At 71.6% G+C, this 15,786-nt stretch carries 12 protein-coding genes; 4 read left to right on the top strand and 8 right to left on the bottom strand.

The annotated features are described in order from the left end of the window. Nucleotides 1-203 precede the first annotated feature (203 nt). From HHX35_RS29250 to HHX35_RS29260, 3 genes are all read right to left on the bottom strand, one after another. Entirely contained in the window at nucleotides 204-815 is a 612-nt protein-coding gene (locus tag HHX35_RS29250) for a hypothetical protein (RefSeq protein ID WP_182901915.1), read from the bottom strand. Between the two features lie 238 nt (nucleotides 816-1,053). Then, entirely contained in the window at nucleotides 1,054-2,043 is a 990-nt protein-coding gene (locus HHX35_RS29255) for an Acg family FMN-binding oxidoreductase (RefSeq protein ID WP_182901916.1), read from the bottom strand. Nucleotides 2,044-2,064: 21 nt separating this feature from the next. After that, nucleotides 2,065-2,724 (bottom strand): CBS domain-containing protein, encoded by a 660-nt coding sequence (locus HHX35_RS29260; RefSeq protein ID WP_139572940.1) that lies wholly within the window; start codon nucleotides 2,722-2,724, stop codon nucleotides 2,065-2,067. Nucleotides 2,725-2,940: 216 nt separating this feature from the next. On the opposite strand from HHX35_RS29260, the gene HHX35_RS29265 reads away from it, so the two are divergent. Continuing rightward, nucleotides 2,941-3,642: a CBS domain-containing protein gene (locus HHX35_RS29265; RefSeq protein WP_182901917.1), complete on the top strand. Its 702-nt coding sequence runs from the start codon at nucleotides 2,941-2,943 to the stop codon at nucleotides 3,640-3,642. Between the two features lie 15 nt (nucleotides 3,643-3,657). Here HHX35_RS29265 and HHX35_RS29270 read toward each other — a convergent pair whose 3' ends face one another. Further along, nucleotides 3,658-5,988, bottom strand: coding sequence for a DUF222 domain-containing protein (locus tag HHX35_RS29270; RefSeq protein WP_259405516.1), 2,331 nt, complete (start codon nucleotides 5,986-5,988; stop codon nucleotides 3,658-3,660). Between the two features lie 497 nt (nucleotides 5,989-6,485). Between HHX35_RS29270 and HHX35_RS42785 the strand changes: the two genes are divergently transcribed. Further along, complete coding sequence (locus HHX35_RS42785; RefSeq protein WP_220506035.1) at nucleotides 6,486-7,262, top strand: PRC-barrel domain-containing protein; 777 nt, start codon at nucleotides 6,486-6,488, stop codon at nucleotides 7,260-7,262. Between the two features lie 130 nt (nucleotides 7,263-7,392). Here the strand turns inward: HHX35_RS42785 and HHX35_RS29280 are convergent, their stop codons facing one another. From HHX35_RS29280 to HHX35_RS29295, 4 genes are all read right to left on the bottom strand, one after another. Further along, nucleotides 7,393-7,911 (bottom strand): FxsA family protein, encoded by a 519-nt coding sequence (locus HHX35_RS29280; protein WP_182901919.1) that lies wholly within the window; start codon nucleotides 7,909-7,911, stop codon nucleotides 7,393-7,395. 77 nt (nucleotides 7,912-7,988) lie between these two features. Continuing rightward, nucleotides 7,989-8,732 carry a polyprenol monophosphomannose synthase gene (locus HHX35_RS29285; RefSeq protein ID WP_182901920.1) on the bottom strand — a complete coding sequence of 248 codons (744 nt, stop codon included), beginning with the start codon at nucleotides 8,730-8,732 and terminating at the stop codon, nucleotides 7,989-7,991. Continuing rightward, nucleotides 8,732-10,288: an apolipoprotein N-acyltransferase gene (gene lnt, locus HHX35_RS29290; protein WP_310739373.1), complete on the bottom strand. Its 1,557-nt coding sequence runs from the start codon at nucleotides 10,286-10,288 to the stop codon at nucleotides 8,732-8,734. Before lnt ends, HHX35_RS29285 begins: the two co-directional genes overlap by 1 nt. Nucleotides 10,289-10,769: 481 nt before the next feature. Next, nucleotides 10,770-13,019 carry a PhoH family protein gene (locus HHX35_RS29295; RefSeq protein ID WP_182901921.1) on the bottom strand — a complete coding sequence of 750 codons (2,250 nt, stop codon included), beginning with the start codon at nucleotides 13,017-13,019 and terminating at the stop codon, nucleotides 10,770-10,772. Between the two features lie 176 nt (nucleotides 13,020-13,195). On the opposite strand from HHX35_RS29295, the gene HHX35_RS29300 reads away from it, so the two are divergent. Both HHX35_RS29300 and HHX35_RS29305 read left to right on the top strand, forming a co-directional pair. After that, entirely contained in the window at nucleotides 13,196-14,416 is a 1,221-nt protein-coding gene (locus tag HHX35_RS29300; protein ID WP_182901922.1) for an ROK family transcriptional regulator, read from the top strand. Between the two features lie 44 nt (nucleotides 14,417-14,460). Continuing rightward, complete coding sequence (locus tag HHX35_RS29305; RefSeq protein ID WP_182901923.1) at nucleotides 14,461-15,786, top strand: ABC transporter substrate-binding protein; 1,326 nt, start codon at nucleotides 14,461-14,463, stop codon at nucleotides 15,784-15,786.

Below are 15,786 nucleotides of genomic sequence, written 5' to 3' on the forward strand. Positions count from 1 at the left end.
GGTCGCTGCCGATCGACACGACCGCCTCCAACAGCGCGTGCACCCGATCCCTGGTGGCCAGCACGGCCTCCAGACGCGACTGCAACTCCGCCAGCAGATCGTCCAATCGCATGCTGGGAATCAGCGACCGCGGCTCGTTCTCCGTCATAGTGCAGAAGTCTGGCAGCACGGGGGCCCGGTGGGCGCGGGGGGCCGGTGCGCCTTCAGATGCGGTGACGGCGCCACCTCTGGTCGGCCGCCGCCCAGGCGGCCTCCCATTCGCGGTAGCGCCTGCGATCCAGCCGGTGACGCGTGAGCGCGAAGCAGGCCCAGGCCAGCACGGCGGCGCTCGCGACGACGCCGGCGGCGGCCAGTCCCGCCCTCGTCACCGTCTCGGCCCGCTGCGGCGGCGGCGCGGCCGGCCTGCCCGCGGCGTCCACCCACAGTCGCGCGTCCGCCGGGCCGTTCCGCAGGAGGAGCGCCGCCGGGACCACGCCCGCCCGGACCTCACCGGATGGCAGCGTCCACCGCGCCGGGATCGCCGCGGGCAGACCGCGGCCGTTGGCCGGCACGGCGGACGTGTCCCCGATCGAATTGGCCTCGACCAGGGTGGCCTCGACCAGCTGCCGTGTCCCAGGCCCGACCCGCTCGGCCGCGACGCCGTCGTCGTACACGGTGCGAGCGGCCAGCGCCGCGGGCCACGCGGCGATCAGGACGGCGGCCAGCGCCGCCGCCGCGAACGCCGCCTCGACCCGGTCGGAACGGCGGCGCAGCGGGTTGCGATCGGGCAGGTAGCGGCGTAACCGCGACACGACCCAGCGGACGATCGACCTCATCGCGCACCTCCTGTCGAGCCACAGGAGGTCCCACTTCCCCGGGCGGGCCCGTCCACGCCTGCCCGGATGGGCTCAGCTCATCGGGGATGAAGTAGGCCAGCAGGGGGTCGGTGGTGCTGTTGGCCGTAGAGGCCCCGCTCGTAGTGCTGCATCAGCTTGGGCATGGTGTAGACCGCGCGCGTTACGGCGGCAGCGCAGCGGGCGGCTATGGGTCCTGCTCGACGGCACGGCCGCCGAATCAGTCCATCACGTCGGAGGCGGCGCGGCGGACGCTCTCGCTCTCGTCGATGACGAACCCCAGCCGCATGATCATCTGGGGCGCCTCTCCCGAGCACAGGTGCCTACGGATGAACTCCCGCAACTCAGGCATCTCCAGTGCCTGTGTGTGGAAGGCGACGCTCACGCCGTACGCGGAGGCGTGCAGCAGCATCCGCTGCAGCGCCTCACCCGCGCGCAGCCAGTCCTCCCGGCCGTCGCCCGCGGTGGTGAGCAGCGCCACGAGGCCCGTCGAGGCGGACACCCGCTCGTCCGGCGCCATCCCCCACTCGTGGCCCCGGGCGTAGTCCCGCTGCGCGAAGTGCTGGGGCTGCGTACGCCGGGGATCGGTCGGATAGCCCGCCGCGGGCACCCCGTCGCGGCGTGAACTGCCGGGCGGCCGGGCCCAGCGCATGAGTTCGAGGACGAACAACCGGTTCTGCGACTGCACGTCCTGGGCCGCACCGGTGAGCGCGGCGAGCACTCGTGCGCCGGCCTCCGCCCCGATCGGCATCAGGTGGCCGTCCTCGGCCGCCGCCTCCGCCACGAGCGAGTCGACCAGGCGGTCGGGCACCGGCAGAGCGGTGAACCCGGACCGGTGGGTGCGGCGGCGCTCGATCTCCGCATGCAACAGGCGGGTGTGCTCGCCCGGCTCCCGCCCCGGCCGCACGCGTACGGTGGCCAGCAGCAGCGGGCCCTCCGGATCGGGGAAGCGCCGCACCTGGGGCTCGTAGCCGAGGGCCTGCAGCGTGATTCGCACGTTGAACAGCGCGGCGCCGCAGCTGATCGTCATCTGCCGGCCGGTGGGGTCGGAGACCCGCAGCTTCCTGTCGGGGTCGGCGCGCAGGCAGATCTCGTCGCCGGAGACGCCGAACGACCAGGGCTGGGTGTTGTGGATCGAGGGCGCCCACAGGGCCGCCTCCACCGCCGTCCTCGCGGCCTGCACGATCCCTTCAGTGGTCCGAGTGTTCACGGTCTCCTCCCCTGTGGTCGTTCACAGCAACGGCGGGGCGATGAGCAGGTCGTCCACGAGGAAGGCGAGGTCGGCGTCCACCTCGACGACGCCCTCGACCCGGCGTACGGCGTGCAGCAGCGGCTTGATGTCCGACCTGCGGGGCACCTGTCCGTTGATCGCGACCACGCCGCCGGAGACGGTGATCCGAAGGTCGTCGGGGCCGAGGTTCAGCCGGGCGGCGACCTCCTCGATGTCGGCCAGGATGTCCTCCGCCGGGCGGACGAACACACGCAGCAGGTCGCCCTGGTGGACCGTCCCCACGATGCGGCCGGTCATGGCGTCGATCACGGGCAGCTGCTTGATGCGGTTGCGGTGCATCAGCCGGGCCGCGTCCCGCACGGACGTGCCGCCGGTGACCGTGATCGCGGGGCGCGTCATGATCTGGCCGGCCTTCGTGCCCGCCGCCTTCCGGTGCTCCTCACGCCTGCGGGGACCGTCGAGCACGCTCTCGCCCGGATCGATCTCCTTCAGCAGGATGTCGTCCTCCGACACCACCCCGACCGGGCGCCGGTCGGCGTCGATCACCGTGACGGCGCCCACCTTGAACCGCTGCATGGTGGCGACAAGGTCTGCGAACGACGCGTCCATCGGCACCGCGATGGCGACCTTGCCCATGACATCCTTCACTTTCGCCGTCATGACGACGCCTCCCATCTCTCAGTGCCCAGCGTGCCTCGCCGTGTCTTTCGAGGTCAGCGGTGAAGGTCCTGACCGCCCGGGACTTTCGGCCACCCCTCGCGCCGTCCGGGGCACGGCATGGCGAAGGGCCCCACCGGTAGGGCCGTCCGTCCCTTCGCATCCGGGCCCGTACAGCGGTGCGATGGGACTGGGAACGGCCGGGGGAAGGAGCCGATCATGCACATGAAGGTGCGAGACGTCATGACGAGCGAGGTCGCCTCCGTCAACGGCAGCACGCCGTTCAGGGACGTGGCCGAGGTGCTCATCGCGCACGAGGTCAGCGCGGTGCCCGTCGTCGACGGTGAGGGCCACGTCGTCGGGGTCGTCTCCGAGGCCGACCTGCTGCGCAAGGAGGAGTTCCGCGAGCAGTTCTATCGCGAGGGCTACCGGCCGCCGCTACGCGCCCGCCTGCGCGAGGCCGTGGGGCACGGGGCCGCCAGGACCCAGGAGCGGGCCCGTGGGGTGACCGCCGCCGAACTCATGTCCACCCCCGCGGTCACCACCCGGCCGTACACCAGTGTGGTCAGCGCGGCGCGGCAGATGAGTCAGCACGGCGTCAAACGCCTGCCCGTCGTGGACGACGAGGGCGTGCTCATGGGCATCATCAGCCGTCACGACCTGCTCAAGGTTCTCGCCCGCGCGGACGCCGACATCACCCGCGAGGTACGGGAGGACGTCATCGAGAACTGCCTGTGGGCCGACCTGTCGGGCGTCGAGGTCTCGGTGTCGGAAGGCGTCGTGACGCTCACCGGCGCCCTGGAACGCCGCTCGCAGGCGCGGGTGCTCACGCGGATGGTCGAACGGACCAACGGCGTGATCGGGGTCGTCGACCGCCTGGAGTGGAAGGAGGAAGACGTCGGCCCCTGGGAAGGGGCCTGATCCCGGAGCCTGGCCTCATGTTCCCGGTTCATGTCGGGGGCTCCGGACCCTGATGTGGACCGGGTGGTAGGTGAAGGCCCAGCGGTCGGTGCCGATCTTGCGGCGGGTGTAGCGGTCGGGGTGCTGGTAGCGGTCGCGGTTGTGGAACTGGCAGGCGGGGCCGAGCATCTTCAGGTCCGTGTGGCCGCCGTTGCTCCAGTTGTCGGCGTGGTCGATCTGGCACAGGGTGGCGGGTAGTGGGCAGCCGTCGATCCAGCAGGTGGCGTAGCGGGCGAACACGGCCCTGCGTTGGGCGGGGGTGGCCAGGCGGACCTTGCGGCCCATGTCCAGCACCTGCCCCTCGGCGTCCATGACCAGGCGGACCAGGGTGCTGGTGCGGGCAAGGCGGTGCACGCTGGAGACGGGCAGCATGTGCCCGGTCGCCAGCAACATCCCCGGCACCGTCCCCAGCACCGCCCCCGGCAGCGTCCCTGGGATTGTTCCCGGTGGCCTGCCCGGCTCCGATCCCGGCACGCCCGGCGGCGTCCCTGGCGCTGTTCCCGGCGCTGTTCCCGGCGCTGTTCCCGGCGGCCTCCCTGGCACGCCCCACTCCGATCCCGGTGTCCCCGGCGCACACGAGCACCGTGCCTCGCCGCCGCACCCGCACCCGCCCGCGCCCGGCCGCCGATGGCCGTGGCCGTGCCTCCGATGGCCGTGGCCGTGGCCGTGGCGTTGGCTCTCAGGCGTGCTCTGCCCATGCCAGCAGTCCCCCGCAGGCCGATGCCCGGCGTGGGCGACATGCGCAGCGGCATCCTCGGGAGGAGGATCCGGCCGCGCTATCTGCGAAGGTGAACCGGCATCTGCGTCCGCATCGCCACAGTCGGCGGGATCGGCGGGGTCGGTTGGCTGGCAGGGGCCCTCATCCTGGGCAGGTGCGGCAGCGCCGGTGCTGCCCACGTCGCCGGGGCCGCCCATCTCGCCGGGGGCACTGGTGTTGTCGACGTCGCCGGGGTCGTCAACGCTTCCGATGTCGCCGGTGGCACCGGTGTCCTCGCTATCCCGGCCGTCCTCGTCGGCCTCGGCGCCCTCCGCGTCCTCGGCGCCCTCCGCGTCCTCGGCACGCTCGGCATCCTGGGCGTCGTCAATGTCTTCGGGCTGGTCGGTGCCGGGCTGGTCGTTGCCGGGGTCAGCGAGTTGGGGGTCGGTGGGTTCGGGGTCGCCGGGGAGGGATTCGGCGGTGACCAGGACCAGGAGCTCGGCGGCGATCTTCTGCTCCAGAAGAGCAATGAACGCATCCGCCTGGCGGACCCGCAACGGCCGGTCATCCCCCTCGGCCTTCGGCTTGGCATAAAGGCTGAGCAAGGTCAGCAGCCGCGCGGCCGCCTCGCGCGGCAGGTAGAACTCCCCCTCCACGCCCCCGCCTTTGGTGGGGCGGACCCTCAGGAACCGCCGCCCATAGTCCGCCTGCTCATCCCGCTCCTCCCCGTCGGGGTCCAGCACCGCCCGCAGATAGCGGCCCGCCTTGGCCACCTCCGCCGCGCCCGCCTTAGCCGCCAACTCCAGCAAAATCGGCTCGGCCAACCCCGCATGCTCATCGCTCAACTGCGCGGTGGCCATGCAGATCGCCTCCACCACCCCCGCCGCCAACCCACCCGCGGCGAACTTCTCCCGCACCCGAGGCAGACGCGCCAACTCCACCGCCAGCGTGAGCAGACGGCCCGCACCGGACACGCTCATCCCCCCAGCGGTACGCAACCAACTACGGGTCGAGGCATGCCCATGCCGCCTGGCCAGCCCCGCACCATGCACCCGCCCCACCCGATCCGCCAACGCGCACGTGATCCGATCCCGCGCGAACACCAACTCCTCAGCCTCGGCAAGACAGACATCCACATCGTCCGGCACCGCCGCCAACGCCAACACCTGCGCCGACTCACGCAGAGACCCCACCAACACCCAGGACGACCGGCCCTTGTCCCGACCGGCACCGGCCTCACAACCACCGGCACCCAAGCCATGGGCACGACCGACACCACCGCCAGCGCCCCCAGCGGCGGCACCTGAGGCACCAGCCCTGTCGGCGCCAGTGGAGGCGCCCGTGAAGGCATCGGCATGCGAGGTCGCAGATGCCCGGGTTCCGGCAGTGGCATTCAAATGCAGCCGAATTTGCTCGACGAGGCAATTCCATCTTTGTGTGACACGAGGGTCCCGGCTCGACTCACCGAAAAGTTCCCGAACGTGCTCGCCACCGTAGGTCGCGCTTCTGGAGGACCAGAGGAGCGATCGGGAAGTCAGCCGCTCCCACCAGTTCTCATCGGGAAAGTTCGAACGACTGAGGCGGCCAGGATCGACGAGCGGCGACTCCATGACACCTCCTCACACTTATTCGAAAATCTGTATGAATTCTTTCACGCACCGCTCACCCTACTCAAGCGCGAAGGAAAATTAGATGGAGCCACAGGCAGAAACACAATTCAGGGCATAGACCCCTTCATCCGGCCCGCTCGGCGGCTTCCGGGAACTCCGATTCCCGGGGCCCGAATTCGCTCGCGAATCCCGTCTCGCGCCCGTGCGCACGTGCCGCCCGCCGACGAGGGCGGCGCTGCCGGTCCCCGGCTCCTCTGTCGCGTCCCCGCGGCTCGGGCAGCGTGGGACGGCGGTCCCGCGCCGCCTGGACGAGCGTGGCGGCGATTTCAGCGGCGGCAGAGGATGCCGCGGCGCGGGCCTTCACCTGCGACGACGCCGGATGCACCGGCGTAGCCACCTGGGTACGGCAGAGGCGAATTCCGGAAAAGGTGGTTTCCGTCCTCCCATCGGCGGTAGCCCAGTAAGGGACCGACCAAGCGAGAGACAAGGAGAAGCACGTGATCACTCACGAGCAGATCCCCATGGTGCTCGACAACCCGGTCCACGACCCCAACGGCGACAAGATCGGCGAGGTCGCGCAGGTCTTCCTCGACGACGCGACCGGACGGCCGAAGTGGCTCTGCGTCAAGACGGGACTTCTCCACACCAAGGAGACCTTCGTCCCGCTGCACGACGCGAGCCTGACGGCCGGCCATGTCGAGGTCCCGTACGAAAAGGAGCACGTCAAGAACGCGCCAGACGTGGACCTGGACGCCGACGGGCACCTGTCCGCCGACCAGGAGCGTGAGCTCTACCGTCACTACGACATGGACTGGGACGGCGCCTGGGAACGCGCCAACCGGCCCGACAGCCTCGCCGGCTGGGCCGACAGCGCCGGGCGGCGCGAACGCGAACGGCTGGGGACCGGCGCCGACGATCCCGGCGGCTACGCGGACTACGCCGTGACCCGCGGCGGGGAGCGGTACGGCGCCGACGACCCGGCGCTCGGCTCCAGGGACCGGCTGGACGCCGATATCCCCGGCACGCGACCGGGTGAGCCGCTGGCGCGGCGGGACCCCGAGACGCGGTCCGAGGAGCTGTTCGACGGCGGCGATCCCTCGCGCACGTCGAGCGAGCGGTACGGCACCGAGGACCCGGCGGCCCGGTCACAGGAACGGTTCGGCACCGGCGATCCGTTGACCGGCGCCGGCGACCGGTTCGTCACCGACGAGGACGCCCGTGATCGGGACATCCGCCGCCGGGACATCCCCGGCCAGGACGAGCCGCACCTGTAACCCGGACCGACCCGGCCCGACCGGGCAGAACCCGGGAAGCCGCTCGTCACCAGACCCGTTGCCCCGGTGCGCCTCCGCCGCCGGGGCAACGGCATGCCCGGCCGCTTACCCGGCCGCTTCCGATCGTCTTTCAGTCGTCGTCGATGACCTCGCCGTGCACCACGCGGCCCCGGTTCGCTCCGGCGGGCCCGCCGAAGCCACCCGCGCCGCCGAAGCCCGCCCCCTCGTCGAATCCCGCAGTCCGCTCGAAGAGCGGCGCGTACGGCGAGCGGGCGGCGAGCGACCGCACGCGGCGGCCGAGGAACCACGACAGCCAGCGCCGGGCGATCGGCCGGGTAAACGGCAGGATCATGAAAAATCCGAACACGTCGGTCAGGAAGCCGGGGGCAAGCAGGAGGGCGCCACCGGCGACGATCAGCGCCCCGTCGGTGAGTTCCCGGTCGGGCATGCGCCCCGACTCGATGGCCGTGCGCAGCGCCGCCCACGCGCGCCGCCCTTCACGGCGCACCAGCCAGGCGCCGAGGATGCTGTCGGCGATGAGCAGGGCGACCGTCTCCCACCCGCCGATCACGGACCCCACCCGGATCAGAATCCAGATCTCCAGGATGGGAACCAGGAGGAACCCGAGGAACAGCCCGATCCGCACCATGTCTTGCCCCACTCACCCCGGCACTCGTACGTCTGCGTCAACGTCCCCGCGGCCGCTGGGGTTCCTGTGGATCGTCGCTATCGCCTCGGGCGAAACCGATCGCCGAACCCGGCGACCCCCCAGACGGCGATGCGCCAGAAGGCCTCAAAGATGATCTTCCGGCTCATCTTGCTGCTACCCACGGTGCGCTCGACGAACGTGATCGGCATCTCGGTCACCCGCAGGCCCTGCCGTACGGTGCGGAGGGTGAGGTCCACCTGGAAGCAGTAGCCCTGCGACTCGACGTCGTCCAGCCCGATCTTCTCCAGGGTGGCCGCGCGGTAGGCCCGGAAGCCCGCCGTGGCGTCGCGCACCGGGATGCCGAGCACCAGCCGGACGTAGGTGTTGGCCCCCCGGGACAGCAACTCGCGCGAGAACGGCCAGTTGACGGTCTTGCCGCCGGGCACCCACCGGGAGCCGATCGACAGGTCGGCGCCGTCGGTCACGGCGTCGAGCAGCTTGTGCAGCTCCTCGGGCTGGTGGGAACCGTCGGCGTCCATCTCCACCAGCACGTCGTAGCCCTCGGCCAGGCCCCAGCGGAATCCGGCGATGTAGGCGGCGCCCAGCCCCTGCTTGCTCGTCCTGTGCAGGACGTGGACGTGGTCGTCCGCCTCTGCCAGTTCGTCGGCGATCCGGCCGGTGCCGTCGGGGCTGTTGTCGTCCGCCACGAGCAGGTGCACGTCGGGCAGCGCCTCACGCAGCCGCCGCGTGATCAACGGGAGGTTCTCCCGCTCGTTGTACGTGGGGACGATCACGAGCACCCGCCCTGGGGTCCGCTCCATCAGCTTCTCCTCCGCCCAGAGATGGCCGCCACCGTCGCTCCGGCTCCCATGAGTACCATGATCCACTCCGGCAGCGCACCTAGCTCCGCCGCCACCGTGTTCTTCGTCCTGACGGGGACATTCAGGACGTTCATCCCCGCCACCAGCTCGCCGGTACGCCATCCGACCCGGCCGTCGGGGCCGACGTACGCGGAGATGCCCGTGGTCGCCGCGGTGACCACGGCCCGGTTGAACTCCACCGCCCGCAGCTGCGACATCGCGAGCTGCTGGGGCGGCAGATTGGTGAGCGCGTAGCTGGCGTTGTTGGTCTGCACCACCAGCGGCGTGCCGCCGGCCAGCACCGTGTCGCGCACCGTGCTGTCGAACGCCACCTCGTAGCACTCCACGCTGCCGATCGTCACCGGCCCCATCCGCAGCGCTCCCGGCTTGTCGCCGGGGACCGACTGCCGGCCGACGAGCTGCGCCCGCGACGACAGCGCCAGGAACAGCTCCTTCATCGGGGTGTACTCGCCGAACGGCACCAGCCGCCGCTTGTCGTAGTACGCGCCGGGGCCGGTGACCGGGTCCCAGACCACGCCGCGGGTGGCCCGGTTCTCGGCGCCGATCTTGACGACCGCGCCGACGAGGATCGGCACGCCGATGTCCTTGGCGGCGGAGTCGATCACCTGCCGGGCGTACGCGCTGGAGTAGGGATCGATGTCGGTGGAGTTCTCGGGCCACACCACGATGTCGGGCCGCTGGAGTTTCCCCGCGCGCACGGCCTCGGCCATCCGGTGCGTCTCGTCCGCGTGGTTGCGCAGCACGACGGCGGGCTCGTCGCCGAGGAAGTACATCCCCCGCCCAGGGACGTTGCCCTGGATGACACCGATCCGCACTGTCCTGCCCTCGTCGCCGGGCCGGGGCACGACCAGCCCCAGCACAGGTACGGCTATCGCGGCGAGCAGCGTCCCGGCAAGCACCCGGTCGGCCCGCCACCTCAGCGGACGCCGTGTGACCAGCGCGGCGAGCAGAGCCCCCGTCAGGGCGACCGTGAAACTTACAAGGGGGGCGCCGCCCAGCGCGGCGAAGCCGGTGTACGGCGACTCGCCCTGGCTGAAGGCCAGCCGCGCCCACGGGAAGCCCCCGACGGGGAACAGGCCACGGGCCCACTCCTGCACGACCCACAGGCAGGCCACCCACAACGGCCACAGGCGCAGCCGCATGACGAGGACGGCCACACAGGCCAGCCCGGCCCAGAACAGGCTCTCGATGCCCGACAGGGCCAGCCAGGCGTCATCCCCGATCGGGCGGACCCAGGCCAGCGCCGGCAGGAGGAACGCCAGCCCCCCGGCGTACCCGATCCACGCCGCCCGGCGCGGCCGCAGGCCGTACAACGCGAGAGCGAGCAGCGCCACGCCCACCGGTGCGCAGAACCACCATCCGATGGGCGGGAAGGCGAGGTAGAGCACCAGGCCGCCCGCGACGGAGGCGGCGAGGCGGATCAGCACGCCCGGCACCCGTGGCTTCGGCGCCGCGGCGGCGGGCGGAGCCGCGTCCTGTGCCGTCTTCAGTGCCACGGGACAGTCTCTCCTCGCATGTCGATGGTCCTGACGCTAAAAATCATTCCAGGTCAGAGTCGCAGACGGCGGCGCAGGCCGCCAAACCGGCCTCAGCCACTGTACGGCGGCGAGGAGCAGGTGGAGGAGGAGAGAGAAAGGGAAGAAGGCCCGGGCGGCCCTTCGGACCGGTTCCGTCCCGTCGGCGGCGGGCGCGGAGCTCCGTTGTCTACTGGGTGCCCGGGCCCCTCCTGGGTCCAACCCCCCGGCCGGATGGGGTGCCCCGCCTCGGCGGGACGCCGCCCTGCGCCTGGCGTGCTGACGGGGTCACGCTCCGTCATCGACGCAGAGGTCGGCGGCGCCATAGAGCGGCCAACCGGTCAGTCCCGTGCTGGACTGCGCAGCAAACTACCGACCTCAGCGCAGATGTCAACCGCGTCCCGATCAGCGGAAATACCACATTTCCGCAGGTAGGAGGGGTAGCCGTTCAGCACCGTTCCAGTCAACGCCGTTCCAGACCGTTCAGAACCTCGGGCAGTTCCTCCGTGTGGACGACGCCGAGGCGGCTCGTGGCCCGGGTGAGTGCGACGTAGAGGTCGCTCGGGCCGCGCGGCGACTCCCGCAGGATCCGGCCGGGTTCGACCACGATCACCGAGTCGAACTCCAGCCCCTTGGCCTCGGTCACCGACAGCACCGCCACGGGCGCGTCCAGCGCGGCCGGGCCGGGGCCGGTGGCCGCGTCGGGCACCGCGGCCCGGACGATCGCCCCGATCTCCTCGGTCATCCCGGCCGGGGCGACGACCACGAGACGGCCCTCCCCGACGACCTCCGCGGCGACCACCGGGCCCGCCTCCGCGAGGGTGGCGACCCGCAGGGCCCACGGCCGCTCGCCCGTCTCCCGCACCGACTCCGGCGCCTTCAGGTCGGCGCCGACCAGTTCGAGCACGCGGGCGGCGACCTCCATCAGCTCGGCGGGGGTGCGATAGTTGACGCTGAGGTGCTCCTCGCGCCAGCGGCCCGAGACGTACGGATCGAGGACCCGGTTCCAGCTCGCCGCGCCCGCGGCCGACCCGGTCTGCGCGATGTCGCCGACGATCGTCATCGACCGGCCGGGGATGCGCCGCATGACCATCCGCCAGGCCATCTCGGACAGTTCCTGGGCCTCGTCCACGATCACGTGGCCGAAGGCCCACGTGCGGTCCCTGGCGGCCCGCTCGGCCGTGGTGAGATAGGTCTCCTCGGCCTGCTGCCGTTCGGCGAACCGCTCGGCGTCCATGATGTCGGCGAGGCCGGTCAGCTCCAGCACCTCACGGGCGTAGGCGATGCGTTCCTCGCGCTCCTGCTCGGCCCGGCGCGCGGCCCGCAGCACCCCCTCGTCGATGTCCCCCAGCAGCTCGGCGGCCTCGTCGAGCAGCGGCACGTCGGCCGCGCTCCACCAGTTCTCCCCCGGCTTCTCCCCCGATCTGGGCGGCTCGCGCAGCAGCAGGTCGCGCTCCGGCGCGCCCAGCCCGGCCGCCGCCATCCGGTCACGGTCGGTGAACAGGCCGATGAGCAGCTGCTGCGGCGTGAGGTAGGGCCACAGCCGGTTGAGCGCCACCCGCACCGGCTCCTCGGTGCGCAGGTCCTCGCGCAGGTCGGCGAAGTCGGCGTCGTCGAGCGCGCCGCGGCCCAGGTGCCGGGCCGCCTGCCGGGTGAGCACGGTCAGCAGGTGGCGGATGAAGACGGCCCTGGCCTGGTTGTGCGGACGGCGGGAACGGCCGGCCTTCGACCGGGCCGCCTCCAGCGTCTGCCGGTCGAGCTTCAGCGTGAACTTGTCGAGCTTGATCTCCACGGGCGTGCGCGGCATCCGCTGGCGCTCCCGTACGGCCCGGGCGATCACGTCGGCCATCGCGATCCTGCCCTTGACCGCGGCGGCCTCGGGCGGCTCCTCCCGGGTCGCGGTGACGCCCGGGTACAGCTCGCCCACGGTGGACAGCAGCACGTCGGTCTCGCCGAGGGACGGCAGCACCTGCTCGATGTAGCGCATGAAGGTCGGGTTGGGCCCGAGGATCAGCACCCCCCGGCGTTCCAGCCGCTCACGGTAGGTGTAGAGGAGGTAGGCCGCGCGGTGCAGGGCCACCACGGTCTTGCCGGTGCCCGGGCCGCCCTGGACGACGAGCACGCCGTTCAGGTCGCTTCGAATGATCTTGTCCTGCTCGGCCTGGATGGTGGCGACGATGTCGCGCATGCGGCCGGTGCGCTTCTCGCCGAGCGCGGCCAGCAGTGCCGCCTCGCCGTTCAGCGAGGCCCGGTCGGCGTCGGTGAGGCTGTCGAGGTCGAGCAGGTCGTCGTCGATCGCGGTGACCCTGCGGCCCCGCGTGTGCAGGTGACGCCGCCGCGTGACGCCCATCGGGGCGGCCGGGGTGGCCCGGTAGAACGGCTGCGCCACCGGGGCCCGCCAGTCGATCAGCAACCGGTGCTGGTCGTCGTCCGCCAGGCCGATGCGGCCGATGTACAGCCGGCTCGCATCAGCATGATCCAGCCGCCCGAAGCACAGGCCGTTCTCCACCGCCCACAGGCGGGCCAGCCGCTGGGTGTACATGACGGCGAAGTTGTCGCGCTCCGAGCGGTTCTGGTGGGTGCCGAAGGCTCCCTGGGCCAGCACGGCGTCGAGCTGCCCGCGCGTGCGCTCCCGCAGCACGTCGAGGCGCTCGTACAGCGCGGCGACGTACTTCTGCTCCCGGGCCAGCTCGCCCGTCGAAGACTCTGGCATAGGCCGCCAGATTCTACGTGCCGTCCCGCTCTTGTCCCGCATCGGGCACGGCGGGGTAACGGGTGCGGTCACAGGTGGATCTCGGCGCGGATCACGCTCTTGACGGCACTCGAGCCCGTTCGTACGGTCGCACCAAAAGTTAGGAAACTTTCCTAACCGCCTTCGTGGGAGAACGTATGACCCGGCCCATCGCGGGAACGCCGAGCCTGCTGCGCGCCATCAACGACCGTGCCGCGCTGATGGTCCTGCTCGAACGCGGCCCGCTGACCCGGCCCGAGCTGGGGGCCCTGACCGGCCTGTCCAAGCCGACCGCCTCCCAGCTGCTGGCCCGGCTCCAGGAGGCCGGCCTGGTCGTCCTGGACGGCATCCGCGAGGGCCTGCCGGGCCGTACGGCCGAGCTGTACCGGATCAACCCCCGCGCGGCGCACGTGGCGGCGCTGGACGTCACGCCGGCGCGCATCGCCGCGGCGGTCGCGGACGTCACCGGCGCGGTCGTCGCCGAGCACCGCCTGGCCACCCCCGGACGTACCGGCGGCGACGTGGTGGAGCGGGTCCGGGCCGCGCTCGCAGGGGCGTGCGGCCCGGCCGGGCTCGACCCGACCGAGCTGAGCCGGGTGGTCGTCGGCATCGGCGGCGCCGTCGACCCCTCGACGGGCAGGCTGGGCTACGCCGCCCACATCCCGGGCTGGCACATCCCCGACCTGATCGGGACCCTCCGCGACGGGATCGGCGTGCCGATCGACGTGGAGAACGACGTCAACCTCGTCGCCCAGGCCGAACGGTCCAGGGGCAGCGCCCGGGGCCACCAGGACTACGTGCTGCTGTGGGCCGACGAGGGCATCGGCGCGGCCCTCGTCATCGGCGGCCGCCTCCATCGCGGGGCGACCGGCGGCGCGGGCGAGGTCGGTTACATGCCCGTGGTCGGCGCCCCCACCGCGCGGGACGTCGGCAGGCGGGCCAACCACGGGTTCCAGGCGCTGTCGGGCGGCCCGGCCGTGCTCGCCCTCCTGCGGGCCCACGGCGTGCGCGGCTCCACCCCGAGCGGCGCCGTCCGCAACGCGGTCGCCGCGGCCGGACGCGGCGGCCCGGACGGCGAGAGCGCGCGCACGGCCCTCCGCGACCTCGCAGGCCGCCTCGCGCTGGGGCTGGCCGCGATCACGGCCGTGGTCGATCCCGAGATCGTCGTGCTGTCCGGCGGCGTGCTGCTCGCCGGCGGCGAGGTCCTGCGGGAGACGGTCGAGCGAGAGCTGCACGCGCTGACCATCCCCCGGCCCCGCGTGCTGCTGTCCACCCTGGAGGGCAATCCGGTCCTCGCCGGGGCCCTCGACCTCGCGCTCGGCGCCGTACGCGAGGAGCTGTTCGGCGCGGTGAACAAATCCCCTTCGACGCACTGCTGACGCACTGTTTGACGCACTGTTGACGCACCAGGGAGGCACCCCCCATGAAACGCCTTCTCTTCTTCTCCGCGGCGGCCGGGCTGGCCGCGCTCACCGCCTGCACGGCCGGCACCGAGGGCGGGCCGCCCAAGACGGCCCAGAGCGGGGCGAGCCACGAGCCGGTCACCATCGAGTTCTGGCACGGCTTCAGCGCCGACAACGAGCTCAAGGCCTTCGACGAGACCCTCGCCGGCTTCCAGAAGAAGTTCCCCTGGATCACGGTCAAGCCGACCAAGGCCGTCCAGGACAGCCAGATCCTCCAGTCCGTCCGCGGCGGCAACCCTCCCGACGTGGCCCTGTCGTTCACCACCGACAGCGTCGCCGAGTTCTGCAAGGCCGGGATCTTCCAGGACCTCAACCCCTACCTGAAGGCGAGCGGCATCGACCCGGCGTCGCTGTTCCCGAAGGTGATCGCCGAGTACACGCAATATCAGGGCAAGCGCTGCGTGATGCCCATGCTCGCCGACGCGTACGGCCTCTATTACAACAAGACGCTCATGAAGGGCCACCAGCCCCCCAAGACGATGAGCGAGCTGGCCGACCTCGCCAAGAAGCTGACGGTCAAGGACGACAAGGGCGACATCAAGGTCGCCGGGTTCGTCCCGACCAGCCAGATGTACGAGAACGCCCCCATCCACACCGGCGTAATGGTCGGCGCGAAGTGGACCAATCCCGACGGCACCTCGGCCATCGGCTCCGACCCGCGGTGGAAGAAGCTGATGACCTGGCAGAAGGAGCTCACCGACTGGTACGGCTACGACAGGCTCGAGAAGTTCCGCAAGAGCTTCGGTGACGAGTGGTCGGCCGAGAACCCGTTCAACACGGGCAAGGTCGCCATGGCCATCGACGGCGAGTGGCGCACGGCCATGCTCGCGGCCGACGCCCCCGACCTCGACTACGGCACCGCGCCACTGCCGGTGGCGGACGACCAGCCGCAGAGGTACGGCGCGGGCTTCATCGCCGGCACCGTCATCGGGATCCCGCGCGGCGCCGAGCACGCGGAGGCCGCCTGGGAGCTGGTGAGATACCTCACCACCGACACCGGCTCGCTGGTGACGCTGTCGAACGCGATCAGGAACGTGCCGAGCACGCTGCCCGCGCTCCAGTCGCCGGACCTCAAGAAGGACCCGAACTTCCAGACCTTCCTCGACGTCTTCGCCAACCCCGACAGCACGACGCTTCCGGCCCACGTCAACTCCGTCTTCAACCAGCAGACGCTGCAGGAGGCGCAGATCAAGTGGGAGTCGGGCCGCGCGTCCGACCTGGACGCACTGCTCGCCGAGGTCGACAAGAAGATCGACGAGAAGCTCAAGCTGACGGCGGGCGGCTGA

The sequence above is a fragment of the Microbispora sp. H10830 genome (assembly GCF_014161375.1).
GTDB classification, from domain to species: Bacteria; Actinomycetota; Actinomycetes; order Streptosporangiales; family Streptosporangiaceae; genus Microbispora; species Microbispora catharanthi.

Coding starts and splice junctions, on each gene's coding strand:
- HHX35_RS29285 (WP_182901920.1), bottom strand. CDS start 8,732: ATGGAGCGGACCCCAGGGCGGGTGCTCGTGATCGTCCCCACGTACAAC.
- HHX35_RS29300 (WP_182901922.1), top strand. CDS start 13,196: ATGACCCGGCCCATCGCGGGAACGCCGAGCCTGCTGCGCGCCATCAAC.
- HHX35_RS29270 (WP_259405516.1), bottom strand. CDS start 5,988: ATGGAGTCGCCGCTCGTCGATCCTGGCCGCCTCAGTCGTTCGAACTTT.
- HHX35_RS29280 (WP_182901919.1), bottom strand. CDS start 7,911: ATGGTGCGGATCGGGCTGTTCCTCGGGTTCCTCCTGGTTCCCATCCTG.
- HHX35_RS29260 (WP_139572940.1), bottom strand. CDS start 2,724: ATGACGGCGAAAGTGAAGGATGTCATGGGCAAGGTCGCCATCGCGGTG.
- HHX35_RS29305 (WP_182901923.1), top strand. CDS start 14,461: ATGAAACGCCTTCTCTTCTTCTCCGCGGCGGCCGGGCTGGCCGCGCTC.
- HHX35_RS29295 (WP_182901921.1), bottom strand. CDS start 13,019: ATGCCAGAGTCTTCGACGGGCGAGCTGGCCCGGGAGCAGAAGTACGTC.
- HHX35_RS29250 (WP_182901915.1), bottom strand. CDS start 815: ATGAGGTCGATCGTCCGCTGGGTCGTGTCGCGGTTACGCCGCTACCTG.
- HHX35_RS29265 (WP_182901917.1), top strand. CDS start 2,941: ATGCACATGAAGGTGCGAGACGTCATGACGAGCGAGGTCGCCTCCGTC.